Here is a 25739-nt window from a genome sequence, read left to right on the forward strand (position 1 = left end):
CTGGCAATGCTGTTTTCCGCTTGTGCTATGTAATGTTATAACATAACGATCCGTGCCAGACAGAACGCCCCGGCGGGGGCGGATCACTCTTTCACCTATGACGGGAAACACCATGACATTGTTCAAATCCACCGTGATGACCGGCCTTATGGCCCTGGCACTGGCTGCACCGGTGCGGGCGGATAACGTGCTGGATGTCGTGGCCCCGTTTGAAATCCAATCGCCCGAACCCGCGACCAGCGGCCATATCTTTACCCGTATGGGGATTGCCGAAACCTTGGTGGATGTCGATGATCAGGGCCGGTTGCGGCCGGGGCTTGCGACGGCTTGGGCGGTGTCGGACGACGGGCGCAGCTGGCGTTTCGTGCTGCGCCAAGGCGTGCGCTTTCACGATGGCAGCCCGATGACCGCCGCAGCGGTGGCCCATGCGCTTGAGATTGCCCAAGGCAAACCCGGCCCTGTCGCGGATCTGCCGATCGCGGCCATCAGCGCCGAGGAGGATGCGCTTGTCATCACCTTGACCGAACCGCGCGCCGCCCTGCCCGCCTTTCTGGCCGAAAGCCGCACGCAGATCCTGGCGCCGGCCGCTTATGGCGCGGATGGGCAGGCGCTGGCGGTGATCGGCACCGGCCCTTATCAGCTGACCGCATTGGTCCCGCCGCTCAGCCTGCGCGCCAGCGCCTTTGCCGATTACTGGGGCCAGCCTGCGCATGTGCCAGAGGTCACCTATACCGCCATCGGCCGGGCGGAAACGCGGGCCTTGATGGCGGAATCGGGCGATGCGGATATCGTGTTCAATCTTGACCCCGCCAGCGTCACCCGGCTGTCGCAATCGGCGGCGGTGCAGGTGCTGTCGGTGGCGATTCCGCGCGCCCTGCTGGTCAAGGTCAATGCCGCGCATCCCTTTATGGACACAGCCGAGGCCCGCCAGGCCCTGAGCCTTGCGATTGACCGCGCGGGCATCGCGCAGGCGGTGCTGCGCTATCCGCAAGGGGCTGACCAGCTCTTTGCGCCCGCCATCAACGGCTGGCATAACAGCGCGCTTGCACCGCTGGCCTATGATCCGGCGGCAGCAAGGGCGCTTTTGGCGGCGCAGGGCTGGGAGGCCGGACCCGATGGCATCTTGATGCGCGCAGGCCAGCGGTTCGCGCTGACGCTGACCACCTATCCCGACCGGCCCGAACTGCCGCTGGTGGCGGCGGTGCTGGAACAGCAATTCCGCGCCATCGGGGTCGCGGTCACGATCAATAGCACCAATTCCTCGGAAATCCCCGCAGGGCATCAGGCCGGCACGCTGGACCTGGGCCTGCTGGCGCGGAATTTCGCGCTGATCCCCGACCCGATCGGCACGGTGCTGTCCGATTACGCGCCGACCGGCGATTGGGGCGCGATGGGCTGGGACAATCCCGAGATCGTGGCGCTGGCACAGGCGCTTGCACGCGGTGACGCCAGCGTCAGTGAGGATGACGGCGATGCCGCGCGCGCAAGGATCAGCGCGATCCTGCAGGCCGAGCTGCCGGTGATACCCATCGCCTGGTACCGGCAGACGCTGGCCGTGGCGGCCGGGATCGACGGCGCGACCATCGACCCATGGGAGCGTGATTTCGGGCTGGCGCAGCTGCGGTTCGCCGAATGAACATGCTGGTCGCGCGTCTGGTGCAGGCGCTGGCGGTGGCGCTGCTGGTGGGCGCGGCCACATTCGCGATGATGCGCAGCCTGCCCGGCGATGCCGCCTGGCGGATCGCTGCGGGGCGCTATGGCTATGACAATGTCACGGCCGCCGCCGCCGATGCGGTGCACGCCGAATTGGGGCTGGGCGGGCCATGGCTGCCCGCCTTCGCGCAATGGATGGGCGATCTGCTACGGCTTGATTTCGGGGTGTCGCTGGTCTCTGGCCAGCCGGTGCTGCAAGAGATCGCGCATCAATTGGGCGCATCGCTTTGGCTGGCGCTGGCGGCTGTGGGGCTGTCATTGCTGATCGGGCCGCCTTTGGGCATTCTGGCGGGGCTACGTCCGGGGGGCTGGCTGGACCAGAGCCTGCTGCTGGTCTCGACCGCGCTGAAGGCTGTGCCACAATTCCTGATGGCGCTGATCTTGATCCTTGTGCTGTCGGTGCAATGGGGCTGGCTGCCTGCGGCGGGCTATGGCACGGCGCGGCATTTCATCCTGCCCGCATTGGCGCTGGGGCTGGGGCTGGCGGCGGTCAATGCACGGATTGCGCGCGATGCGATGGCCCGTATCGCGGCGATGCCTTTCTATCATTTCGCCCGGTGGAAAGGGCTTAGCCGCCGTCAGGTGCTTTGGCGGCACGGGCTGCGCAATGTCGCGGTGCCGCTGCTGACCTATCTGGGGCTGCAATTCGTCCTGCTGGTCGAAGGCGTCGTGGTGATCGAATCCATCGTCGGCTGGCCGGGGATCGGGCATGCGCTGGTCCATGCCGTCTTTTCGCGTGATGTGCCGATGGTGCAGGGCACGGCCTTGGTGCTGGGGCTGGGCTTTGTGCTGGTCAATGCGCTGATTGATCTGGCCCTCGTGCGGATCGACCCGAGGAAAGCGCAATGACACAGAGCCCAAGACATCGCTGGCCGCACTGGCCGCTTGGGCGCAGCATCGGGGCGGTTCTTTTGGTGATGATCGCGCTTTTCGCCATTTGGGGGCCAAAGCTGGTGCCGGGCGATCCTTTCGCGCAATCCTTGATGGCATCGCTGGCCGGGCCTGACGCGGGCGCGCCTTTCGGCCATGACCATCTGGGGCGGTCGCTCTGGCACCGGCTGGCCGCCGCCCTGCGGCTGTCGCCCTTGATCGCGCTGGCCGCAGTGGCGACGGCGGCTATGGCGGGGCTGGGGCTTGGCATGCTGGCCGCCGCCTGTGGCGGCTGGACCGAGCGCGCGCTGGTGATCCTGGCCGATGCGCTGATGGCGCTGCCGGGGCTTTTGCTGGTGCTGATCGTGCTGGCGATCATGCCGGGCACGGCGACAGGGTTCTGGGCCGGGCTATCGCTGGTTTTATGGGTGGAATTCTTCCGCCTGACCCGCGCCAGCGCCCGCAGCGTCCTGGCCAGCCCCGCGGTGCAGGCGGCGCGGCTTTTGGGATTTGGCTGGGCCTATATCTTTCGCACCCATCTCTGGCCGGAAATGGCCCCCATGATGCTGACCACCGCCGCCTTTGGCACGGCAACCGCGATCATGGCGATTGCGGCATTGGGCTTTGTCAGCGTCGGAATGACCGCGCCGACACCGGAACTGGGGCTGATGATGGTCGAATTGCTGCCCTATTGGCGCGAGGCCCCGCTGGCCTTGCTGACCCCGGTGCTGGCCAGTTTTGCGCTGCTGCTGGGCCTGACCTTGCTGGCGGGGGGGCATCGCGCATGAGCCTGTTGCAGGCCGAGGATATCGCCGTTTTCGATGGCCAGACCCGGCTGGTCGCGCCGGTCTCGTTGCGGCTGGACCCCGGCGCGCCGCTGATCATCCTGGGCGAGACCGGATCGGGCAAAAGCCTTTTGGCGCAGGCGATCATGGGCATTCTGCCCGCGCCCTTGCGCGCCGAAGGGCAGGTCCGGATCGCGGGGCTGACCCTGCGCGCGCGCGACCCCGCGGGGTTTCGCGGGCTGTGGGGCCGCCAGATCGCAGTGCTGCCGCAAGAACCCTGGCTGTCGCTTGATCCGCTGATGCGCGCAGCCCCCCAGGTGGCCGAGGCGCATCAGCTGGTGGGCGGCCTGCCCCCTGCCGCCGCCCGCCTGCAAACGGCGGTCGATCTGGCCGCGCTTGGGCTGACAGATGCCCAGGCGCATTATCCGCATCATTTGTCCGGCGGTATGGCGCAGCGTGTGGCCATTGCCGCAGCGCGCGCAGGCGGCGCGCCCGTGGTGATCGCGGATGAACCGACCAAGGGGCTTGATGCGGCCCGCCGCGATGATGTGGCGGCGCTGCTGCTTGCGGCCATGGCGCAAGGCGGCGGATTGCTGGTGATCACCCATGACCTTGCGCTGGCCCGCAAGATCGGCGGCCAACTGATCGTGCTGCGCGCAGGCGCGGTGGTGGAAACCGGCAGGACGGCGGATGTTTTCGCAGCCCCCCAAGCCGCCTATACAAAAGCTTTGATCGCAGCCGACCCCGCCTTCTGGCCCAAAGCCGCGCGCAGGACGACCCCCCAAGCCAGCAGCGGCGAGATATTGTTGCAGGCGCAGGATTGCAGCTTGTCGCGCGGCACCAAGAACCTGATGCAGGGGGTCAACCTGATGCTGCGCGCGGGGCAGATCCTTGGCATCACCGGCCCGTCGGGCTGTGGCAAATCCAGCCTTGGCGATGCGCTGCTGGGGCTGTTGGCACCCGATCAGGGCCGGATCATCCGCGCGCCGGACCTGGCCCGCACGGCATTTCAGAAATTATATCAAGACCCTGTTGCGGCCTTTGCGCGCAAACGGCTGTTGGGCCAGACGCTCGCCGATGTCGCGCGGTTGCATCACGCGCCTGCGGGGCAGATCGACGCTCTTTTGGCGCGGCTCAGGCTTGATCCGGTCTTGCTGACGCGCAGGCCGGATGCGGTCTCGGGCGGCGAGCTGCAACGCCTTGCGCTGTTGCGCGCGATGCTGGCCCGGCCCCGCGCGCTTTTCGCGGACGAGCCGACCTCGCGGCTGGATCCGATCACCCAGCGCGATGTCATGGCGCTGATCTGCGATCTGGCGCGCCGTGACGGCCTTGCGCTGGCGCTGGTCAGCCATGACGCCGCCCTGATCAATGCCGTGGCCGATGATGTGTTGGCGCTGCCTGCGGCGGTGCAGCCGTCCGGCCCGCCCGCTTTTGCCAGATCAGCAGCGCCGCCGCGACCGCCAGCCCGCCAAGATCGGTCAGCAGACCGGCCTTGAGCATGCCCAGCGCGCTGGCCACCAGCAGCACACGCGCGGGCCAAGCGGCCTTGCCAAAGAACCAGCCGATCACGCCGCAGGACAACAGATAGATCCCCAGCAGCGCAGAGGCCACGACATGGATCGTCGCAACCGGCCCGCCCTGCAACAGCAAAGCATCCGAGAAAAAGAACATATAAGGCACCACGAAAGCCGCCAGCCCGATGCGGAACGCCTCGACGCTGGTCTTCATCGGGTCCGATTGCGCCAGCGCCGCACCGGCATAAGCCGCCAGCGCCACCGGCGGCGTGATGGCGGACATGACCGCAAAGTAAAAGATAAAGAAATGCGCGGTCAGCGGTGCGATCCCCAGATTGATCAGGCCGGGCGCGATCACGCTGGCGGCCACCGCATAGGCCGCCGTGGTCGGCATGCCCATCCCCAGCACGATGGCAACCAGCATGGAAAACACCATCGCCAGCAATTGCGATTGATCCGCAATACCCAGCAAAAGCGCCGAAAACCGCGTGCCGATGCCGGTCAGCGCGATCACCCCCACGATAATCCCCGCCGCCGCGCAAACCGCGACCAGCTGAAAGGTCATCCTTGCGCCGGTATCTAGCGCGTTGAACAATTGCCGTGGCCCCATCCGATGCGGTGTCAACCAAGAGACGACAGCCGCCGTCATCATCGCCAGAGTGCCGCAGCGGATCACCGAATAGCCCATGTAAAGCGCGCCGATCAGCACGATGATCGGGGAAAACAGATAGGCTTGTTTCATCAGCCCCGCCAGATTGGGCAACGCCGATCTGGGCAGGCCCATCATCGCGAATTTCTGCGCCATCAGATCGACCATGAAATAGATCGATGCGAAATAAAGCACCGCCGGGATCAGCGCGGCCCAGACGATATCCATATAGGGGATGCCGGTGATCTCGGCCATGATAAAGGCCCCTGCCCCCATGATCGGCGGCATGATCTGCCCGCCCGTAGAGGCCGCAGCCTCGATTGCCGCGGCGGTCTGGCGCCGATAGCCGACCTTTTGCATCAGCGGGATGGTCAGGCTGCCGGTCGCGACCACATTGCCCGCCGAAGTGCCGTTGATCATGCCCATCAGCCCCGAGGAAAATACCGCCACCTTGGCCGGGCCGCCGCGCCTATGGCCCGCCATGGCAAAGGCCACATTGACGAAATAGGCCCCGACCCGCGTGGTCTGCAAAAAGGCGGCAAAGACCACGAACAAGATGATATAGGTCGAGGAAATCGCGATTGGCGCGCCAAGGATGCCGTTATCGGTGAACAGATAGGAAAAGAACCGCTTGGGCGCGTAACCGCTATGCGCCAGTATCCCCGGCAGCCAAGGCCCTGCAAAAGCATAGCCGACAAAGACCCCCGCGATCACCACCAGCGCCAGCCCCGCCATCCGGCGCACCGCTTCGAAAATCAGGATGATCGCGGTGATCGCCGCCCACATATCCGAGGGCAGCGCCATCGGCATGCCGGCGCGCATCTGCAAGGCGCGCACGAAAAAGATAAGATAGGCCATCGCCGCCACTGTCGCCAAGGCCAGCAGCACATCGGACCGGGCAAAGCGGTCATTGCGCCGGGCGCGGAATATCCAGCCATGCAGCACCGCCAGCGCAGTGCCGATGGTCAGCGGCAGACCGAAACTGGTCATCGCCCAGCCCGGTGCGGCGGCACTGCCGAAAATCCACCAATTCCCCCAGATCGCCGCAATCGCGGCCAGCCCGTAAAACACGCCCGCCCCCGCCAGACCAAGCAGCGCAAGATCGCCCGCCCCGCGCCTTTTGCCAGGGATCGTTCCGGGGATCGTTCCGGGGATCGTTCCGGGGACCGGATGCGCGCCGAACAGCAAAAAGCCCAGCGCCAGCCCGCCGGCCAGATGCAACAGCCGGTAGGTCCAGCTTTCCAGCGGATAAAGGTTCATCACCGCCAGGTGAAACAGCGTATAGCCCGCGCAGGCGGCGGCAAAGACAAGGTGCCGGCTGCCGGTGAAACTGCGCTGATTGCTGGCCGGCAGATCCTCATCCACCGCGACGGCGACAATCGGCGCATCGCTGTCGCCTTGGGCCTGCGCTGGGGGCATGTCACCGCGAACGGGTTGTGTCATGGGATCACCGGCAAAGAGAGGATAAGACAGCAGCGGGCAGCGGCATGCTGCCCGCCTGATCAGCGCGCCACTGCGGGGTTAGCGCAGGTTTTCGGGGATATTGATGCCGATTTCGGTGTAATATTGCACCGCACCGGGATGGAACGGCATGAAATTGTTCCGGTCCCAGTTTTCCGCCAGCGTCTCGATCGCCGAGGCGTGGATCTGCACCATGCGGGCGTTATCCTCGAGCGCCAGCTTGGTGATCTCATAGGCCAGACTGTCGGGAAGCGTCGCATTGGCAATGGCGAAATTCCACATCGACACCGTGGCGACATCATTGTCCTGACCGCTGTAGGTGCCTGCCGGAATGGTAAAGCGCGCCATTGACGGCACCGCATCCAGAAAGGTCTGGATGTTGTCATCGCTCATCGACAAAAAGACCACATCCTGTTCCACGGCCAGCTGGCTGAAAGCACCGGTCGGCAGGCCCGCGGCAAAAACGAACGCATCGATCAACCCGTCGCCCAATTGCCCTGCCGCATCGGATGCGCCTGCAAAGCTTGCATTGACGTTCATCCCGGTGGCGTCGAAATAGCGCTGCCAATAGGTGGCAGAGGTCCCCGCCGCAGGGCCCATATTGACCCGCTTACCGGCCAGATCCTCAAAGCTGGTGATCCCGGATGCGGTCAGCACCGCAGCCTGCAACGGGGTCTGATACATCGGGAACAGCGCGCGCAGCTGATCCGCCGCAACGCCGGGCATCAATTCGCTTTCGCCATTCATGATTTCTTGGGCGGGGCCGGTGGTGGTGAACCCCAAAAGCGTCTCGCCGGTCTCGACCAGCACGACATTCTGACCGGGGCCGCCGGTGACTTCGACGCTGGTCGACAGGCCCAGCCTTTCGCCGATCATCGCCCCCAGCCCCGAGCCCCAGACGAAATAGGCCCCGCCCTGCGATCCGGTGGAAATGCTGAGGCTGTTGGGCCAGCCGTCACGGTCCTGGGCGGCGGCAGGAAGTGCCAGCATGGCACCGGCGACAAAGGTTGCGGCAGCGTTCAGTTTCATGGTGTTTCTCCTCCCATGGGTTCCTCGGGCATCGCATTCCTCGTTTTGCGATGGCCGTTGATGAACCTTGCAAGCTGCCGCCAGACCGCTCAATGCGCCGAAAATTATATTCAATTTCGTTATGATCAGGCGCTGTCTTCGATCTCTTTCAAATGATCATCCAACGTGGCCAGCAAGGCGTCGCGCTGCGCATCCCTTGTGCCACGGGTCCAGGCCGCCGCCAGGATCAGTTTCGACAATGTCCGCCCCGGTGCCACCTCGAGCGGCACAAAGCTGACGCCCGGCACCGAGATCCGCGCCGTCCAGCGCGGCACGATGGCAAGGCCGGTGCCGGTCGCGACCAGATTGACAATCGTGTGTTTTTCTTCCGCCACCTGCGCGATCCGCGCGGTCAGCCCGGCATCAAGGAACAATTTGATCGTCAGGTCATGCGAATGCGGCCGCGACCGGCGGTCCGGCACGATCAGGGGCGCATCCGCCAGATCGGTGATCGCGATCCGGGGTTGGCGCGCCAGCGGATGATCGGTTGGCAAGGCGACCACGGCCGTTTCAAAGAACAATGTGCGAAAGGTGATGCGCGGGTCGCGGATATCGGGGGGCCTGCAAAACACGATATCCAGGCTGCCGCTAAGCAGTTTCGGCAAAAGATGGATGGTCTTTTGTTCGACAAGCTGCACCTCGATCGCGGGATGCGCCGCGCGCAGATGCTGCAACAGCTGCGGCATCAGCCCTGCCGCCGCGCTGTCGATGGCCCCGACTTTCAGCACCGGCGTCTGGCGTCGGCGCAGCCCGCGCAAACGCGCGTCCAGCCGGTCGGCCTGCGCCACCAGCGCGCGCGCATCCTCGAGGATGGCGGCCCCCGCCTCGGTCAAAGCGACCGACCGCGTGGTGCGCAGGAACAGCCGCGTTTCCAGCCGGTCTTCGAGAATGCGGATCTGGCGACCCAGCGAGGCGGGCAGCATATCCAGCGATTGCGCCGCGCGCCCGAAATGCAGCAGATCGGCGACAGCCAGAAAGCAGCGCAATTGATGCGTATCCATGATGCGGGTCCTTCCCCTTGGCGCATTATTTCATTTCTGTATATAATTCATTGCAAATTGAGCCGTCCAGCCCCTTGCCCCTAATCTGGCGCTGTGACTGCCGGACGGCATCGCGGGGGGACAGCAGGCAAGGGGCAAGCGCACCGCCTGGGGTCTGCGCTGCGGCCGGCTGGAAAACGCGACGGGAAACGGGCCGCAAAAGGATATGATCGCCATGAAACATTACAAGATAGCTGCCATCCCCGCCGATGGCATCGGCCCCGAAGTGATCGCCGCCGGTCTTCAGGCGCTTGACGCCTTGGCGCGGCGCGATGGCGGTTTTGCGCTGGATGTCACCCAGTTTGACTGGGGGTCAGAACGCTATCGCCAGACCGGCGCGATGATGCCTGCGGATGGGACCGCGCAGCTGCGCGCGTTTGATGCGATCTTTTTCGGCGCGGTGGGCGCGCCCGATGTGCCTGATCACATCACGCTATGGGGCCTGCGCCTGCCGATCTGCCAGGGCTTTGACCAATATGCCAATGTCCGCCCCACCCGTATCTTGCCGGGGATCGTGTCACCGCTGGCCAATATCGGGCCGGGCGATCTGGATTGGGTGATCGTGCGCGAAAATTCTGAAGGCGAATATTCCGGCCATGGCGGGCGCGCCCATAAGGGCCTGCCCGAAGAGGTCGGCACCGAAGTCGCGATCTTTACCCGTGTCGGCGTGACCCGAATCATGCGCTATGCATTCCAGCTGGCCCAATCGCGCCCGCGCAAATTTCTGACCGTGGTCACGAAATCCAATGCGCAAAGGTTTGGCATGGTCATGTGGGATGAAATCGCCGCCGAAGTCGCGCAGGATTTTCCCGATGTGACCTGGGACAAGATGCTGGTCGATGCGATGACGGTGCGGATGGTGAAAAACCCGCGCAGTCTGGACACGATCGTGGCGACCAATCTGCATGCGGATATCCTGTCCGATCTTGCCGGTGCGCTGGCCGGCAGCCTGGGGGTCGCGCCCACGGCCAATATCGACCCCGAACGCCGCTATCCGTCGATGTTCGAACCGATCCATGGCTCGGCTTTCGATATCACCGGCAAAGGCATTGCCAATCCGGTGGCGACTTTCTGGACGGCAGCGCAGATGCTGGATCACCTGGGCGAACCCGCCGCCGCCCAAAGGATGATGCGGGCGGTCGAAAAGGTCTGCGCCGAGAGCGTGATGACCCCCGATGTCGGCGGCACCGCCACAACGCAAGAGGTCACCGACGCCGTCTGCGAAGCGATCCGCGCCGAGAATATCTGACGCGGTGATGCCCGCCTGCCGCCGGGGATGACGATTCGACCGGGCGGGGATCAGAGCCGTATCACGGGCGCGCATGATGCGCGGCCCGCCGCGATGTCATGAATGCCACCGCCACCGGGCAGATGCTGGCAGGCCCTTGTTTTCAGGGGGTTTCAGCCCGTATTCGGCGCGTTTATGACCCTCGCGGCAGGGCCGAAAAAACAGGCAAATGGCCGCTTTGTCATATTGCTGTTACAAAACTGAAACAAGAGCGTCACCTGAGAAGATTAGGCACCGGCCCAGGGCAACGCATGTCCTAGCTAAATTTCAGGAGAAGCCATGTTCAATCTCAAAGTTTCCGCGTCGGTCCTTGCGATCGCCGCCGTTTCCGCCACTGCAGCGGCCGCCCGTGACGAAATCCGCGTTGTTGGTTCGTCCACAGTATTTCCTTACAGCCAAGCCGTTGCTGAACAATTTTCCAATATGATCGGCGCGCCATCGCCCATCGTCGAATCCACCGGCACCGGTGGCGGCATGCAGATTTTCTGCGGCGGTATCGGTGAACAGCATGCTGACATGACCGGCGCATCGCGCGCCATGAAATCGGGTGAATTCGAATTGTGCCAGACCAATGGCGTGACCGATATCACCGAGATCTATTTCGGCTCTGACGGCCTGTCGATTGCCATGTCGCGCGCGGCAGATTTTGACTGGGACCTGACCCTGACAGAAATCTTCCTGGCGCTGGCAGCGCAGGTTCCCGTTGATGGCGCATGGGCCGATAACCCCTATACCACATGGAACCAGATCAACCCCGATCTGCCCGAAGTCAGCATTCTGGCCTATGGCCCCCCACCAACATCGGGCACCCGTGACGCCTTTGTCGAACTGGCGATGCATGCCGGTTGCGAAGAGCTGGATTTCGTCAAGGACGGCGGTTTCGACAGTGATTGGGTCAGCGCAAATTGTTCGCGCATGCGCACCGACGGGCCATTCGTCGAAGCCGGCGAAAACGATAACCTGATCGTGCAGCGCCTGCAGGCGGATGCCAATGCCATGGGTATCTTTGGTTATTCCTTCCTGTTCGAAAACACCGATACGCTGAAAGCTGTCCAGATCGGCGGCGTCGAGCCTTCGGTGGATACAATCGCATCGGGTGATTACCCCGTGTCGCGGCCGCTGTTCGTTTACGTCAAGAACGCCCATCGCGGCGTGATCCCGAACCTGCAGGAATTCGTCGAAGAATTCGTGTCGGAAGATGCAATCGGTTTTGGTGGTTACCTGTCCGAGCGTGGCCTGGTGCCATTGGCCGATGCCCGCCGCGAACAGACCCGCGACGACTCGATCAATGCCGTGACCTTCACGATGGAATAAACGCCATCTGGCGACAGACTGCCCGGCCAAGGTCGGGCAGTTTTTACTTTGACTTCGGGTGATACCATGACCTTGACCGCCTTTGTGATCCTTTTCGTGCTTGCCGCTCTGGCCTATGTGCTGAACCGCCGCGCGGCTGCTGCGATCGTCTCTGGGGGGCAAAGGTTACATTCGTTAACCCAATTCCACGGGCTTTATGCCCTGCTGACCGTGCTGGTGCCGGTCTTTGTTATTTTGTGCCTTTTCATCGCGCTGAAAACCACGGCCATCAATGCGATGGTGATGGGCGGTTTGCCCGATGGCGTGCTGGACGGTCTGGATACCGGCGGCGTGCAATTGGTGCTGGCAGAGATCCGGTCCGTGTCGCGCGGCCAGATCTTTGGCACGCCCGAAGCCTGGAAAATCGCCGCGGCGGACCGGCTGGTCGCTTTGTCCTATAACGCCGATATCTTGCTGGTCGTGCTGGTGGGGGCAACCGCGCTGGGCTTGTTGCTTTTCGCGCGCTGGCGCGTCAGCGCAGAATTCCGCGCCCGCCAGGCCAGCGAAGGCATCGTGCTGGGGCTGATGATCGCCTGTTCGCTGGTGGCCATCCTGACCACGATCGGGATCGTTTTCGCGCTGGTCTTCGAGGCCTATCGGTTTTTCCAGATGGTCTCTTTCACCGAATTCCTGTTCGGCGTGAATTGGGAACCGCAAATCCCGATCCGCGCCGATCAGATCGCGGCCGAGGGTGCTTTTGGCTGGTTGCCGGTGATCGTCGGCACGATGGTCGTGGGCACGGTGGCCATGGTGCTGGCAACGCCGGTCGGGCTGTTGTCGGCGATCTATCTGAATGAATTCGCGCCGCGCAAAGTGCGGTCCGTGGTCAAGCCTTTGTTGGAAATCCTCGCCGGGATCCCCACCGTGGTCTACGGCTTTTTCGCGATCCTTGTGGTGGCGCCTGCGCTGCGCAGCGGCGGGGCCGATCTGGGGCTGGATATTTCGCCCAATACCGCGCTGGCGGCGGGCGGTGTGATGGGGATCATGCTGATCCCGTTCATTTCATCCTTTGCCGATGACGCGCTGGCCGCCGTGCCGCGCAGCCTGCGCGACGGGTCCATCGCCTTGGGGGCGACGCGCGGGGAAACCATGCTCAAAGTGCTGTTCCCTGCCGCCATTCCGGGCATCGTTGGCGGCATTCTGCTGGCGATCAGCCGCGCCATCGGCGAGACGATGATCGTGGTGATGGCCGCCGGCCTGATGGCCAAGATGACGATCAACCCGCTGGATTCGGTGACCACGGTGACCGTGCAGATCGTCACCTTGCTGATCGGCGACACCGCCTTTGACAACCCCAAGACGCTGGCCGCCTTTGCGCTGGGTCTGATGTTGTTCATCCTGACATTGGGCATCAACGTGCTGGCCCTGCGTATCGTGCGCAAATACCGCGAAATCTATGATTGAGGCTTTGATCAATGGCTGACACCACCCATAGCGGCGCACCCGTCCCGCAGCGCACATCCCTGACCGAGACATCGGCCGCAATCACCAAGCGCAAGCGCAAGGATCTTGTGTTGCAGGGCTTTGGCCTGACCGCGATCTTCATCGCCTTTTCGGTGATGTTCCTGCTGTTCGCTTCCTTGATCAGCAGCGGCTATACCGCCTTTGTGCAGACCCATGTGACGCTGGATGTCTATATCGACCCCGAAGAGGTCAGCGTCGAGGCCCTGCCCCGTGGCGGGTTCCAGGATGTGCTGCAAGCCGCCATTCTGGCCAAAGTGCCCAGCGCCGACCCGCAAACCGATGCGCGCAATCTGCGAGGCATCCTGTCCAATGGCGCGCAATTCTATCTGCGCGACAGGGTCGTGGCCGACACCAGCCTGATCGGCCAGACGATTTCGATCACGGTGCCGGTATCGGACCCTTATGACCAGCTGAACAAGGGCAATATCGACCGCGCCACCCCGGAATCCCAGCGCCGTCTGGATGATCAGGCCGTCGGATGGTTTGACGAATTGATCGCCGCTGGCGCGATCTCCAAGCCGCTGAATTTCGCGCTGCTGACCAATGCCGACAGCCGCTTTCCGGAACTGGCGGGGCTGCGCGGCGCCTTGGTCGGCACGTTCTGGGCCTTGCTGGTCTGTTTCGTGATTTCCTTTCCCATCGGGATCGGTGCGGCGATCTATCTGGAAGAATTCGCGCCCAAGAACAAAGTTTCCGATTTCATCGAGGTGAATATCAACAACCTTGCCGCCGTGCCATCGGTTGTCTTTGGTCTGCTCGCCCTCGCGGTATTCCTGAATTATTTCGGCATGCCGCGATCGGCCCCTTTCGTGGGCGGGTTGACGCTGGCGCTGATGACCATGCCCACGATCATCATCGCCACGCGCGCCGCGCTGAAGGCCGTGCCGCCGTCGATCCGCGAAGCGGCGCTGGGTGTGGGCGCGTCCAAACAGCAGGTGGTGTTCAACCATGTGCTGCCCCTGGCGATGCCCGGCATCCTGACCGGCACGATCATCGGTCTGGCCCAGGCCCTGGGGGAAACCGCGCCTTTGCTGCTGATCGGGATGAATGCCTTTATCACCTCGGCCGCCTCTTCGCCCTTTGACGCGGCGACCGCCCTGCCCACCCAGATCTTCATCTGGGCCGACAGTCCCGAACGCGGCTTTGTCAGCCGGACCTCTGCTGCTATTCTGGTCTTGCTGACCTTCCTGATCTTCATGAACGGGATCGCCATCTACCTGCGCAGCAAATTTGAACGCCGTTGGTAAAGGACAGCATCATGGATGACCTCAGACGCATTGAAAGAACCACCGACATGAGTGACACAAAGATTTCCGCCAAAGGTGTGCAGGTCTATTACGCCGAGACACATGCGATCAAGGATGTCAGCGTCGATATCGGCGACAAGACCGTGACGGCCTTTATCGGCCCCTCGGGCTGCGGCAAATCCACCTTTCTGCGCTGCCTGAACCGGATGAATGACACGATCGACATCTGCCGCGTGCAGGGCAGCATCACGATGGATGGTCAGGATATCTATGATCCGCGCGTCGATCCGGTGCAATTGCGTGCCAAGGTCGGGATGGTGTTCCAGAAACCCAACCCTTTCCCCAAATCAATCTATGACAACGTGGCTTATGGCCCCAAGATCCACGGGCTGGCCCGCACCAAGGCCGATATGGACCAGATCGTCGAAGCGTCGCTGCGCCGCGCCGCGCTGTGGAACGAGGTCAAGGACCGGCTCGACGCGCCCGGCACCGGCCTGTCGGGGGGCCAGCAGCAGCGCCTGTGCATCGCCCGCGCTGTCGCCACCGCCCCCGAGGTGCTGCTGATGGATGAACCCTGTTCGGCGCTTGACCCGATTGCCACCGCCCAGATCGAGGAATTGATCGACGAATTGCGCCAGCAATTCTCGGTGGTGATCGTCACCCATTCGATGCAACAGGCCGCCCGCGTCAGCCAGAAAACCGCCTTTTTCCACCTGGGTCATCTGGTCGAATTCAACGAGACCGACCAAATTTTCACCAACCCCCAAGACCCGCGCACCGAAAGCTATATCACCGGCAGGATCGGGTAAGGACCATGACCATGAACGACAATCATATCGTCGCCTCTTTTGACCGTGACCTTGAAAGCATCCAGGCCACCATGATCAAGATGGGCGGCCTTGTCGAACAGGCGCTTGCGGATTCCGCACAGGCGCTGCGCAAGCGTGACGATGCGCTGGCGCAAACCATCCGCCGGGGCGACAAGGTGATCGACGATCTCGATATCGTGCTGAAATCGGATGCGGCCCGCCTTTTGGCGCTGCGCTCGCCGACGGCCAAGGATTTGCGTCTGGTGCTGGCCGTGATGGAGATCAGCTCGCATCTGGAACGCTGCGGCGATTACGCCAAGAATATCGCCAAACGCACCATCGCCATGTCGGGTGCCCCGGCGATAGAGGGCACGCTATCGGATATGGCGCGGATGTCGGCCTTTGTCGAAACCATGGTCCGCGACGCGCTGGACGCCTTTATCCAGCGCGACCCGGTCAAGGCGGCCGAAATCATCGCACGCGACGCCGAAGCGGACCAGATTTACAACACGCTGTTCCGGTCCTTCCTGACCCATATGATGGAAGACCACAAGAATATCACCGTGGGCATGCATCTGCATTTCATCGCCAAGAATATCGAACGCGTGGGCGATCATGCGACGGGGATCGCCGAACAGACGATCTATGCCGTCACCGGGGCTTTGCCCGAGGATGACCGCCCCAAACAGGACAATACCACCTCGGCGCTTTTGGAAAGTGATGTCTGATGGCCGATCTGCAACCATCTGTTCTGGTGGTCGAGGATGAACCCGCACAGCGCGAAGTGCTGGCCTATAACCTCGAAAGCGAAGGGTTTCGCGTGATCAAGGCCGCCGATGGCAGCGAGGCCTTGCTGCTGATCGAGGAAGAACAGCCCGATCTGATCCTGCTGGATTGGATGCTGCCCGGCACATCGGGCATTGAAATCTGCCGCCAGATCAAAAGCCGCCCTGCCTTTCGGATGACGCCGGTCATCATGCTGTCAGCACGGTCCGAAGAGGTGGACAAGGTCCGCGGTCTGGAAACCGGTGCCGATGATTACATCTCCAAGCCTTATTCGATCATCGAGCTTCTGGCGCGGGTCAAGGCGCATCTGCGCCGGTCGCGTCCTGCCACGATGGGCGAAAGGCTGGTCTATCACGACATCCTGCTGGATTCCGAGACCCACAAGGTGTTTCGCGGCGAAAAGGAATTAAAGCTCGGGCCGACCGAATTTCGCCTGCTGACCACTTTCATGGAAAAGCCCGGCCGCGTCTGGAGCCGGGATCAGCTGCTGGACCGGGTCTGGGGGCGCGATATCTATGTCGATACGCGCACCGTCGATGTCCATGTCGGCCGCTTGCGCAAAGTGCTGGGCAGCCATGGCGGCGAGGATCTGATCCGCACCGTGCGCGGCGCGGGATATGCGCTTGGCTAGACCATAGCGCCCGGCTGGCCTGCCCCCGCCGCCAGCGCATGCATGACCCCGCGCAATTCGGCCAGCCCGCGCAGCCGGCCGATCAGCGGATAGCCCGGCACAAGATCGCGGTCGAAATCGGACAGCAGCACATGGCCATGATCCGGCCGGAACGGGATCAGGTGATCGGCGCGCCCTGTCGCGCGGCGCCGGGCCTCTTCCGCCAGCAAGACGCCGATCAAGGCCACCATATCGGTGTCACCCTCCAGATGGGCGGCTTCTTCGAAACTGCCATCGGGGAATTTGCGCACATTGCGCAGATGCACGAAATGGATGCGCCCTGCGACCATGCGCGCGATGGCAGGCACGTCATTGGCCGGATTGGCCCCCAGCGATCCTGAACAAAGCGTAAAGCCATTGGCCGGATCATCAAAGGCCTGCGCGATCCAGGCCAGATCATCGCCATCCGACACGATCCGGGGCAGCCCCAGAATATCGCGCGGCGGATCGTCGGGATGCACGCACATGCGGATGCCCAGATCGGCGGCGGCGGGGATCACCTCGGCCAGAAAGCGCTGGTAATTGGCGCGCAGGGCGGTGCGGTCGATCCCGTCATAGGCCCGCAGCGCGCGCCGCAGCCCGTCGATATCATAGCGGTCAAACGCCCCCGGCAGGCCGGACATGATCGCCTTGAGCAGATCATCGCGATCCTGCTGGCTGGCCTGCTGAAACCAGATCGCCGCCCGGGCGCGGACATCTTCGGGGTAATCATCGGCTGCGGCGGCGCGCCCCAGCATATGCAATTCAAACGCGGCCATCCGGTCGGCAGAAAACCGCAGGCAGCTGCCGCCGCGCGCGACCGGCGCGGCCAGTTCGGTGCGGGTCCAATCCAGCAACGGCATGAAATTGTAACAGACCACCTGCACGCCTTCGGCCGCCAGATTGGCCAGCGACTGGCGGTAATTGGCAAAGAGGCGGGCCAGATCGCCGGTGCCGCGCTTGATATCTTCATGCACGGGCAGGCTTTCGACGACGGACCAGCTGAAACCGGCCTGGTCGATCTGCGCCTTGCGCGTGGCAATCGCGTCCCGTGGCCAGACCGCGCCATAGGGGATTTCATGCAGCGCCGTCACGATGCCTGCCGCCCCTGTCTGGGCAATCTCGGGCAGGGTGATCCCGTCGAATTGTCCATACCACCGCCATGTTTCAAGCATGTCTCACCTGTCTTTTCGCTATCTGCATTACATTACCGCGCCGATCTGCCAGGGCAGGAATTCATGATCGCCAAGCCCCAGCATTTCCGATTTGCTGGGCGCGCCAGAGGCGGTGGCGATGATCAGATCAAGGATCGCCGCCCCCTTTTGCGACAGGCTGACGCCGCCTGACACCACGTCGCCGCAGTTCAGATCCATGTCATCTGTCATGCTGGCGAACAGCAGGTCATTCGTCGCCAGCTTGATCGTCGGCGCAGGTTTGGACCCGAATGCCGACCCCCGCCCCGTGGTAAAGACGATGATCTGCGCGCCCCCCGCGATCTGGCCAGTGGCCGAGACCGGGTCATAGCCCGGCGTATCCATGAAGACAAAGCCAGGCGCGCGCACCTTTTCGGCGTAATCATAAACCGCCATCAGCGGGGTCGCCCCGGCCTTGGCCACCGCGCCCAGGGATTTTTCAAGGATCGTCGTGATCCCGCCCTGTTTATTGCCCGGAGAGGGATTGTTATCCATCGACCCGCCGCCCTGGGCTGCGTAATCTTGCCACCAGCGCAGCTGGTCGATCAGCTTGCGCGCCACCGCATCGCTGCTGGCGCGGCGCAGCAATAATTGCTCGGCGCCGTAAATCTCGGGGGTTTCGGACAGGATCGCAGTGCCGCCCAGCCCGACCAGCAGGTCCGAGGCCACCCCGAGCGCCGGATTGGCGGTGATCGCGGAAAACCCGTCCGACCCGCCGCATTGCAGCCCCACACGCAGGCTGGCGACCGGACAGGGGCTGCGCCGCGCCTGATTGACCTGCGGCAGGATCGCGCGCAGATGCGCCTTGATCCGGTCGATGGTGGCACGGGTGCCGCCGCTATCCTGAATGGTCAGCGCATGAAACCGGTCGCTGCCGGCATCGCCCGCCTTGGCGCGCATCCGCGCGATCTGCATCACCTCGCAGCCCAGCCCGACAAAGACGGCCGCCCCCACATTGGGATGGGTCGCATAGCCCCAGAGCACGCAGTCCAGAATATCAAACCCCGGTCCCGCAGCCGCCATGCCACAGCCGGTCCCATGTGCCAGCGCGATCACCCCGTCGATATTGGTGTAACCCTGCAGGCTGCCTTCGGCCTCGATTTCCGCCGCAGCCCGGCGGATCACGGTGGCCGAACAATTCACCGTGGCCAAAAGCGCGATGTAATTGCGCGTGCCGACCTGCCCATCCGCACGGCGGTAGCCGTCAAAGCTGCGCGGTGCACAGACCGGCACCATGGCCTGCGCTGCTGCCAGATCGGCCCCTATCGCGTAATCCTGATCATGCGCGGAAAAGGCGCAATTATGGCTATGCACATGATCGCCCAAGCCGATATCGGCGGTGGCCTGCCCGATCACCTGGCCGAATTTGCGCAGCGCCGCGCCGCGCGGGATCGCTTGGGTGGCCAGCTTATGCCCCGCCGCAATCGCGACAGCCAACGGGCGTCCGCAACCCAACGGATCAGCGCCCGCCGCCGCGCGCGCGGTCAGCACCGCGACATTATCCGCAGGATGCAGACGCAGGGTCGGTGCTGCGGGTGTCATGCCACTACACTTTGCGCACATGCGGCCACCGCCTGCTTTGCCCCATGCCGCGCGAGGTCTTCGGCGGCAGCGATCACGGGGCCCTCGATCCGCGCGGCAAGCGTTGCGGGAAACACGGCCCTGACCGCGAGCAACCCACGCACCCTGTCGGCGGGGCTGTCGGCGGCATCGCAGATCGCGCGCAGCTGCGCGGCCAGCGGGTCTTTGACATCAATCGCCGCGCCTTTTTCATCTTTGCCCGCGACATAATGCATCCAGCCCGCCACCACGAGGCAGAGCCCCGGCGCCGCGCGCCCGGCATCGAGATTGGCCGCCAGCGTGCCCAAGATCCGCTGCGGCAGTTTCTGGCTGCCATCCATGGCGATCTGCCATGTCCGGTGCCGGATCGCGGGATTGGCATAGCGTTCAAACAGCGCCTCGGCGTAATCAGGCAGGCTGACGCCTGCGGGCGCATCGACGACGGGCGCGATTTCATCGGCCCAAAGCGCGCGCAGGAAAGCCGCGAAATCGGGGTCCGCCACGGTTTGGGCAATCGTTTCATGCCCCGCCAGATAGCCCAGATAGGCCAGCGCCGAATGGGTGCCGTTCAGCATCCGCAATTTCATATGTTCATAGGCGGTCACATCCGGCACCAGCGCGGCCCCGGCGGCGGCGAAATCGGGACGCGCGCCCCCGACGAAATCATCCTCGATCGCCCATTGGCGGAAATCTTCGTGCAACACCGGGGCCGCGTCATGGCGGCCGGTCAGGCGGGCCACGCGCGCGATATCGTCTTGGGTTGTCGCAGGGGTGATCCGGTCCACCATCGTCGCCGGAAACCGCCCCTTTTCGGCGATCCAATCGGCCAGGGCCGGGTCGATCAGCCGCGCGAGATCCAGCACGACACCGCGCACCAGCTTGCCGTTTTCGGGCAGGTTGTCGCAGGTCAGCACGGTAAAGGGCGCATGGCCCGCCAGCCGCCGCAATTGCAAGGCGCGCACGATATACCCCGGCGCAGAGCGCGGCAGATCATGCGCCAGATCGTGGATGATATCAGGATGATCGCGGTTCAGCGCCCCGGTGGCAGGCGCATGGCAATAGCCTTTTTCGGTCACCGTCAGCGAAACGATCCGCACGGCGGGATCGACCATCGCGCGCAGCACGGCGGCGGGGTCTTCGGGGGCGACCAGCACATGGTCCAGCACCTCGATCACCTGGGCCAGATCGCCTTCGGGGCGCAAGGTCACCGACGTATAGGCCCAATCCTGCGGGGCCAAAGCATCGCGTGTGCCGGGGCTTTGCAATGAAACACCGATCACGCCCCAATCGCCGCCTGCGGCCTGCATCGCCTCGGCCACATAGATGGCACCAAAGGCGCGGTAAAACGCCCCCAGCCCCAGATGGACGATGCCGACACCGGGGCGCGGGGTCTTGCTGCGGGTCAGACGATTATCGTGCAAGCCAGCCTCCATCGACATTCAATATCGCGCCATGAACATAGGCCGCCGCAGGCGTGCACAGATAAACCGCCGCCCCCGCGATATCGGCAGGATCGCCCCAGCGCCCGGCGGGGATACGGTCAAGGATCGCCTGATTGCGGTCGGGATCGGCGCGCAAAGCCTCGGTATTATTGGTGGCGATATAGCCGGGGGCGACGGCATTGACGTTGATCCCCTTGGCCGCCCATTCATTGGCCAAAAGTTTCGTCAGCCCCGCGACCCCATGTTTGGACGCCGTATAGGACGGCACCCTGATGCCGCCCTGAAACGACAAAAGCGAGGCGATATTGACCACCCTGCCCTGCATCTGCCGCGCGATCAGGTCGCGCGCAAAGGCCTGGGTGGTGAAAAACAGCGCCTTGAGATTGACATCCATCACCGAGTCCCAATCATTTTCGGTGAAATCGACGGCATCGGCGCGGCGGATGATGCCCGCATTATTGATCAAGATGTCATAATCCTGGCCTGCGAACAGGTCTTGGCCCGCCATCGGATCGGTGAAATCGACCAGCACCGATGATGCGGACCCACCTGCGGCCGTGATCAGCGCTTCGGTGTCGTCACAGGAGCGACGCCCGGCGCAGACCACCGCGGCCCCGGCCTGTGCCAGACCAAGTGCAATGGCCTGCCCGATGCCGGTATTGGCCCCGGTCACCAGCGCGCGGCGGCCTGTCAGGGAAAATGCGCCATTCATAACGCCCGTCACAGCAGGGCCTCGGCGGGCAGCATATCCATGTCCTTGTAATCGATATTATCGCCCGCCATCGCCCAGATGAACGTATAAGACCCGATCCCCGCCCCCGCATGGATCGACCAGGGCGGCGACAAGGCGCCTTGTTCATTGGCGATGAACAGATGGCGGGTCTCGGTCGGGGCGCCCATCAGATGCAGGACGCGCGCCTCGGGGGTCATGCCGAAGTAAAGATAAGCCTCCATCCGGCGGTCATGGACATGGGCGGGCATCGTGTTCCAGACCGACCCGTCCAGCAAGGTGGTATAGCCCAAAACCAGCTGGCAGCTTTCCATCACCAGCGGGTGGATGAACTGGCGGATGATGCGTTTGTTGGATGTCTCGGTCGCGCCCAGATTGACCTCGACCGCATCTTCTACGGTGATCAGCCGGGTCGGACAGGCCCGATGCGCCGGGGCCGAGGTGATATAGAACCGCCCCTGCCCGCCAAAGGTGACAGGCCCCGACCCCATGCCCAGATACAGCACATCGCCTTTGTTCATCGCATGGGTTTGGCCTGCGGCGGTGACGCTGCCCGTCGCGCCGATATTGACGATGCCCATTTCGCGGCGGTCCAGAAACGAGGGCGTGCGGGTTTCATCGACATGATCCAACGTCAGATCCGCGCCATCGGGCACCGCACCGCCCATCACGAAACGGTCGTAATGGGTATAGACCAGCCGGATCTGGCCTTGCTGAAACATATCCGGCGTCAGGAAATGCTGGCGCAGCGTCGCCGTATCCATGCCTTTGGCGTGGTCTTGGTGGATGGCGTGGCGGGTTTCGACATGCAGCATGGGATGGATCCTTTATAGAAAATCGTCGCGGCGGGGGGTGAAGCTGTCGATCAGCTGACCGGGGTCCAGACAGACAACCCCGTGCGGGGTCTCCGAGGGGATGATGAAACTGTCGCCCGGCCCGACCTCTGTCACGCTGTCGCCGATGGTGAACCGGAACCGGCCAGAGGCAACATAAGTCGCTTGCAGATGCGGATGCTGGTGCATCGCGCCAGCGGCACCGGCCTTGGCAAAGCGGAAGGCCACCACCATCAGATCGGGGGCATCCGCCAGCACCTGCCGGGTCACATCGGGGCCTGTGGGGATCACGGGGAAAGCTGTCATCATCTTTTCACCGGAATTGCGCGGGCAGCCAAAGCGACAGCGCGGGAATATAGGTGACCAGCATCAGCGTCACCAAAGCGGCCAGATAGAACGGCCAGATCGTGCGCACGGCCTCCCAGATGGAAATCCGCCCGACCGCGCAGCCGACAAACAAGACCGCCCCCACGGGCGGTGTGCAGAGGCCGATGCCAAGGTTCAGGATCAAGATGATCCCGAAATGCACCGGATCGACCCCGAAAGCCTGCGCCACCGGCAAAAAGATCGGCGTGGTGATCACGATCAGCGGCGACATATCCATGAAGGTGCCCAGCATCAGCAGGGCCAGGTTGATCATCAGCAGGATCAGGATCGGATTGTCCGAGACACCTTGCATGAAATCGACGATCGCGGTCGGCACTTTGAGATAGGCCAGCAACCAGGCAAAAGACGCCGCACAGCCGATCACCAGCAGCACCATCGCCGTTGTGCGCACCGCCCCCATCGTCGCGGCGACAAATTCGCCCCATGGCAAAGAGCGATAGACGAAAAGCGTGATGAACAGCGCATAGACCACCGCGATATTCGAGCTTTCAGAGGCGGTGAACACCCCCGAGCGCACCCCGCCAAAGATGATCGCCACCAAGATCAGCCCCGGCAGCGCCGAAACGAAAAGAACCCCCAGCATCCGCAGACCGGGGAAAGGCTCGGTCGGATAGCCGCGTTTGCGCGCCACGATCCAGGCCGCTACCATCAGCGACAGCGCCAGCAGCAGGCCGGGGATGATGCCGGCGGTGAACAGATCCGCGATAGACAGCCGCCCCCCCGCCGAGATCGAATAGATGATCAGGTTATGCGAGGGCGGCAGCATCAGCGCGATAATGGATGAAACAACCGTGATATTGACTGCATAATCAGCGCCATAGCCGCGTTCCTTCATCTGCGGGACCATCAGCCCGCCCACCGCGGATGCATCAGCCGCCGCCGATCCCGAAACGCCGCCGAACATCACCGAGGCCACGATATTGACCTGCCCCAGCCCGCCGCGCAGATGCCCGATCAGCGCGCCTGCCAGCGCCACCAGCCGCCGCGCGATATCGCCGCGCACCATCAGATCGCCCGCATAGATGAAAAACGGGATCGCCATCAGCGCAAAGACCGAAATGCCCGAATTCAGCCGCTGGAACACCACCAGGGGCGGCAGTCCCAGATAGACGACCGTCGCGAAAGACGCCACGCCCAGACAAAAGGCGACCGGCGTGCCGATCAGCAAAAGAAAGACGAAAGTGCCGAATAAGACGTAAAGTTCCATCTGCTATTCCTCTGTCACTTCGTCACCGAAACGCGCGGTTTTCAGGCCAGCGGCCCGCCGCGCCAGCCGTTCGGCCGAAAAGATCACGATCAAGACCCCGCTTAGGGTCAGCGGGATGAAGGCGACACCGCCGGGCAGGCCCAGCGTCGGCATGCTGGCGGTCCATGTGCGGGTCAGCAGCTCAAAGCCGAACCAGGCCATGCCCGCGCCAAACCCCGCAACCACCAGATCCGACACCGAATGCAGGACCCGCACGATCCGCTGCGGCAGCACCATCAACAGCACGTCAAAGCTGAGGTGATAGCCTTCGCGCGTGCCGACCGCCGCACCCAGCAGGATGAACCAGCCCATCAACAGGATCGAGGTCGGCTCGGTCCATGTCAGCGGCGCGCCGACGACATAGCGCGCAAAAACCTGCGCTGCGACCAGCGCTGTCATCGCGACCAGCGCAATCCCCGCAACCCAAAGCGCGCCGCGCGCCAAAAGGCCCAGCAGCCCCGCGATGCCGATCATCCGTTGCTGCATGACGCGGCCCCGCTGAACGCGATGTGATCTTGGCCCATCTTGTGAAATCCCTGTCTGCCGCACCGCTGTCTGGCCGCGCCGGATTTGTCGCCTATCTTGCGCCCTGGCACGAAAGGGTTTCCCCGCCCGTGCCAGGGCCTGTCAACCTGCCTGTGGCAAGCGCTTATTCGGTCGCCTGAATCCGCATGACCAGATCACGCAATTCATCCGAGGTCACATGCTTTTCATAGACCGGCACCATGGCTTCGATGAACGGGGTCTTGTCGATATCGGTGATGATCTGCACACCCGCCGCGCGCACCTGGTCTTCGGAGGCTTTTTCCCGTGCGGCCCACATCTCGCGCATCACCGGCACTGAATCGCGCGCCGCCTGGCGCACCAGCGCCTGGTCATCAGCGGATAGCCCGTCCCAGCTTTGCTTCGACATGACCAGCACTTCGGGGACGATCAGATGTTCGTTGAGCGTGTAATAGCCCGCAACCTCGTAATGGCCCGAGGATTCGAACGAGGGCCAGTTGTTTTCCGCGCCGTCGATCACGCCGGTCTGGATCGAGGAATAGACCTCGCCATAAGGCAGCGGCGTGGCGCTGGCGCCCATCGCGGTCATCATATCCACGAAGATATCCGATTGCATGACGCGGATCTTCAGACCGGCCATATCCTCGAAGGATTCGATGGGGCGCTGGCTGTTGTAGAAACTGCGCGACCCGCCGTCGAAATAGGCCAGACCGATCAGGTCATGCGGTTCAAACGCGGCCAGGATTTCGTCACCGATCGGGCCATCCATGACCCGGTGCATGTGATCCACCGACCGGAAGATAAAGGGCAGCGACACGACCTTGGTCTGTTCGACAAGGTTGTTGAACGGCCCCATGCTGACGCGGTTCAAATCGATCACGCCAAAGCGGGTCTGTTCGATCGTGTCGCGTTCCTCGCCCAGCTGCGCGGAATGGAACACTTCGATGCAGATGCGCCCGTCAGAGCGGTCTTGCAGCAAGGCCCCCATATGTTTGACGGCCTCGACCGTGGGATAGCCGTCCGGATGCGTATCCGACGACCGCAAGGTGATTTCGCAGGCCGCAGCCGCCTGGCCGACAAAGGCCACGCTGGCCAGCAATGCGGCGGTCAATGTCTTGGTGATTGTCATGGTCTCTCCTCCCGTTGAT

Annotated in this window: 22 protein-coding genes and 1 pseudogene; 11 read left to right on the plus strand and 12 right to left on the minus strand. The window is 63.3% G+C overall.

Translation table 11 applies throughout. The features are described from left to right. Positions 1 to 112 precede the first annotated feature (112 nt). The 4 genes and pseudogenes from LOKVESSMR4R_RS09210 to LOKVESSMR4R_RS20570 all read left to right on the plus strand — a co-directional run. Complete coding sequence (locus tag LOKVESSMR4R_RS09210; protein WP_087207755.1) at positions 113 to 1636, plus strand: ABC transporter substrate-binding protein; 1524 nt, start codon at positions 113 to 115, stop codon at positions 1634 to 1636. Further along, the gene (locus LOKVESSMR4R_RS09215) at positions 1633 to 2562 is read left to right on the plus strand and encodes an ABC transporter permease (RefSeq protein ID WP_087207758.1); all 930 of its coding nucleotides are present in this window, start codon (positions 1633 to 1635) and stop codon (positions 2560 to 2562) included. Before LOKVESSMR4R_RS09210 ends, LOKVESSMR4R_RS09215 begins: the two co-directional genes overlap by 4 nt. Further along, positions 2559 to 3371, plus strand: a complete 813-nt coding sequence (locus LOKVESSMR4R_RS09220) for an ABC transporter permease (RefSeq protein ID WP_087207760.1) — start codon at positions 2559 to 2561, stop codon at positions 3369 to 3371. Before LOKVESSMR4R_RS09215 ends, LOKVESSMR4R_RS09220 begins: the two co-directional genes overlap by 4 nt. Beyond that, a pseudogene (locus tag LOKVESSMR4R_RS20570) lies at positions 3368 to 4618 on the plus strand (ATP-binding cassette domain-containing protein); the annotation flags it as partial. The gene LOKVESSMR4R_RS09220 and the pseudogene LOKVESSMR4R_RS20570, both read left to right, overlap by 4 nt. 115 nt (positions 4619 to 4733) lie before the next feature. Here the strand turns inward: LOKVESSMR4R_RS20570 and LOKVESSMR4R_RS09230 are convergent. From LOKVESSMR4R_RS09230 to LOKVESSMR4R_RS09240, 3 genes are all read right to left on the minus strand, one after another. Continuing rightward, entirely contained in the window at positions 4734 to 6974 is a 2241-nt protein-coding gene (locus tag LOKVESSMR4R_RS09230; RefSeq protein WP_087207765.1) for a TRAP transporter permease, read from the minus strand. Between the two features lie 78 nt (positions 6975 to 7052). Further along, a complete protein-coding gene (locus LOKVESSMR4R_RS09235; RefSeq protein ID WP_087207767.1) occupies positions 7053 to 8021 on the minus strand; it encodes a TAXI family TRAP transporter solute-binding subunit in 969 nt (322 codons plus the stop codon). 125 nt (positions 8022 to 8146) lie between these two features. After that, positions 8147 to 9061 carry a LysR family transcriptional regulator gene (locus tag LOKVESSMR4R_RS09240; protein WP_087207769.1) on the minus strand — a complete coding sequence of 305 codons (915 nt, stop codon included), beginning with the start codon at positions 9059 to 9061 and terminating at the stop codon, positions 8147 to 8149. A gap of 214 nt (positions 9062 to 9275) precedes the next feature. On the opposite strand from LOKVESSMR4R_RS09240, the gene LOKVESSMR4R_RS09245 reads away from it, so the two are divergent. The 7 genes from LOKVESSMR4R_RS09245 (at position 9276) to phoB (ending at position 16678) form a co-directional block, all read left to right on the plus strand. Continuing rightward, the gene (locus LOKVESSMR4R_RS09245; RefSeq protein ID WP_087212926.1) at positions 9276 to 10349 is read left to right on the plus strand and encodes a tartrate dehydrogenase; all 1074 of its coding nucleotides are present in this window, start codon (positions 9276 to 9278) and stop codon (positions 10347 to 10349) included. Between the two features lie 318 nt (positions 10350 to 10667). After that, complete coding sequence (locus LOKVESSMR4R_RS09250) at positions 10668 to 11702, plus strand: substrate-binding domain-containing protein (protein WP_087207771.1); 1035 nt, start codon at positions 10668 to 10670, stop codon at positions 11700 to 11702. Between the two features lie 66 nt (positions 11703 to 11768). Next, positions 11769 to 13145 (plus strand): phosphate ABC transporter permease subunit PstC, encoded by a 1377-nt coding sequence (gene pstC, locus LOKVESSMR4R_RS09255; RefSeq protein ID WP_087207773.1) that lies wholly within the window; start codon positions 11769 to 11771, stop codon positions 13143 to 13145. A gap of 11 nt (positions 13146 to 13156) precedes the next feature. Then, positions 13157 to 14452, plus strand: coding sequence for a phosphate ABC transporter permease PstA (pstA, locus tag LOKVESSMR4R_RS09260; RefSeq protein WP_087207775.1), 1296 nt, complete (start codon positions 13157 to 13159; stop codon positions 14450 to 14452). A 47-nt stretch (positions 14453 to 14499) separates the two neighbouring features. Next, positions 14500 to 15261 (plus strand): phosphate ABC transporter ATP-binding protein PstB, encoded by a 762-nt coding sequence (gene pstB / locus LOKVESSMR4R_RS09265; RefSeq protein ID WP_420645913.1) that lies wholly within the window; start codon positions 14500 to 14502, stop codon positions 15259 to 15261. Positions 15262 to 15272: 11 nt separating this feature from the next. After that, positions 15273 to 15989 carry a phosphate signaling complex protein PhoU gene (phoU, locus tag LOKVESSMR4R_RS09270; protein ID WP_087212928.1) on the plus strand — a complete coding sequence of 239 codons (717 nt, stop codon included), beginning with the start codon at positions 15273 to 15275 and terminating at the stop codon, positions 15987 to 15989. Continuing rightward, on the plus strand, positions 15989 to 16678 hold the full coding sequence (phoB, locus tag LOKVESSMR4R_RS09275; RefSeq protein WP_087207779.1) for a phosphate regulon transcriptional regulator PhoB: 690 nt from the start codon (positions 15989 to 15991) through the stop codon (positions 16676 to 16678). The genes phoU and phoB overlap by 1 nt, the downstream gene beginning before the upstream one ends. Here the strand turns inward: phoB and uxuA are convergent. The 9 genes from uxuA to LOKVESSMR4R_RS09320 all read right to left on the minus strand — a co-directional run bounded on the left by uxuA (position 16675) and on the right by LOKVESSMR4R_RS09320 (position 25720). Further along, positions 16675 to 17871 carry a mannonate dehydratase gene (gene uxuA, locus LOKVESSMR4R_RS09280; protein WP_087207782.1) on the minus strand — a complete coding sequence of 399 codons (1197 nt, stop codon included), beginning with the start codon at positions 17869 to 17871 and terminating at the stop codon, positions 16675 to 16677. The genes phoB and uxuA overlap by 4 nt on opposite strands. A gap of 27 nt (positions 17872 to 17898) precedes the next feature. Next, positions 17899 to 19431 carry a UxaA family hydrolase gene (locus LOKVESSMR4R_RS09285; protein WP_087207784.1) on the minus strand — a complete coding sequence of 511 codons (1533 nt, stop codon included), beginning with the start codon at positions 19429 to 19431 and terminating at the stop codon, positions 17899 to 17901. Further along, complete coding sequence (locus LOKVESSMR4R_RS09290) at positions 19428 to 20882, minus strand: mannitol dehydrogenase family protein (protein WP_087207786.1); 1455 nt, start codon at positions 20880 to 20882, stop codon at positions 19428 to 19430. Before LOKVESSMR4R_RS09290 ends, LOKVESSMR4R_RS09285 begins: the two co-directional genes overlap by 4 nt. Next, a complete protein-coding gene (kduD, locus tag LOKVESSMR4R_RS09295) occupies positions 20860 to 21603 on the minus strand; it encodes a 2-dehydro-3-deoxy-D-gluconate 5-dehydrogenase KduD (RefSeq protein WP_087207788.1) in 744 nt (247 codons plus the stop codon). The genes LOKVESSMR4R_RS09290 and kduD overlap by 23 nt, the downstream gene beginning before the upstream one ends. Positions 21604 to 21611: 8 nt before the next feature. Beyond that, a complete protein-coding gene (gene kduI / locus LOKVESSMR4R_RS09300) occupies positions 21612 to 22436 on the minus strand; it encodes a 5-dehydro-4-deoxy-D-glucuronate isomerase (protein ID WP_087207790.1) in 825 nt (274 codons plus the stop codon). A 12-nt stretch (positions 22437 to 22448) separates the two neighbouring features. Further along, the gene (locus tag LOKVESSMR4R_RS09305) at positions 22449 to 22760 is read right to left on the minus strand and encodes a cupin domain-containing protein (RefSeq protein WP_087212930.1); all 312 of its coding nucleotides are present in this window, start codon (positions 22758 to 22760) and stop codon (positions 22449 to 22451) included. A 7-nt stretch (positions 22761 to 22767) separates the two neighbouring features. Then, positions 22768 to 24048: a TRAP transporter large permease gene (locus LOKVESSMR4R_RS09310; RefSeq protein WP_087207792.1), complete on the minus strand. Its 1281-nt coding sequence runs from the start codon at positions 24046 to 24048 to the stop codon at positions 22768 to 22770. A gap of 3 nt (positions 24049 to 24051) precedes the next feature. Continuing rightward, the gene (locus tag LOKVESSMR4R_RS09315) at positions 24052 to 24573 is read right to left on the minus strand and encodes a TRAP transporter small permease (protein WP_087207795.1); all 522 of its coding nucleotides are present in this window, start codon (positions 24571 to 24573) and stop codon (positions 24052 to 24054) included. 163 nt (positions 24574 to 24736) lie between these two features. Continuing rightward, a complete protein-coding gene (locus LOKVESSMR4R_RS09320) occupies positions 24737 to 25720 on the minus strand; it encodes a TRAP transporter substrate-binding protein (RefSeq protein ID WP_204248749.1) in 984 nt (327 codons plus the stop codon). Positions 25721 to 25739: the final 19 nt, after the last annotated feature.

The sequence above is a fragment of the Yoonia vestfoldensis genome, from assembly GCF_002158905.1.
GTDB classification, from domain to species: domain Bacteria; phylum Pseudomonadota; class Alphaproteobacteria; order Rhodobacterales; family Rhodobacteraceae; genus Yoonia; species Yoonia vestfoldensis_B.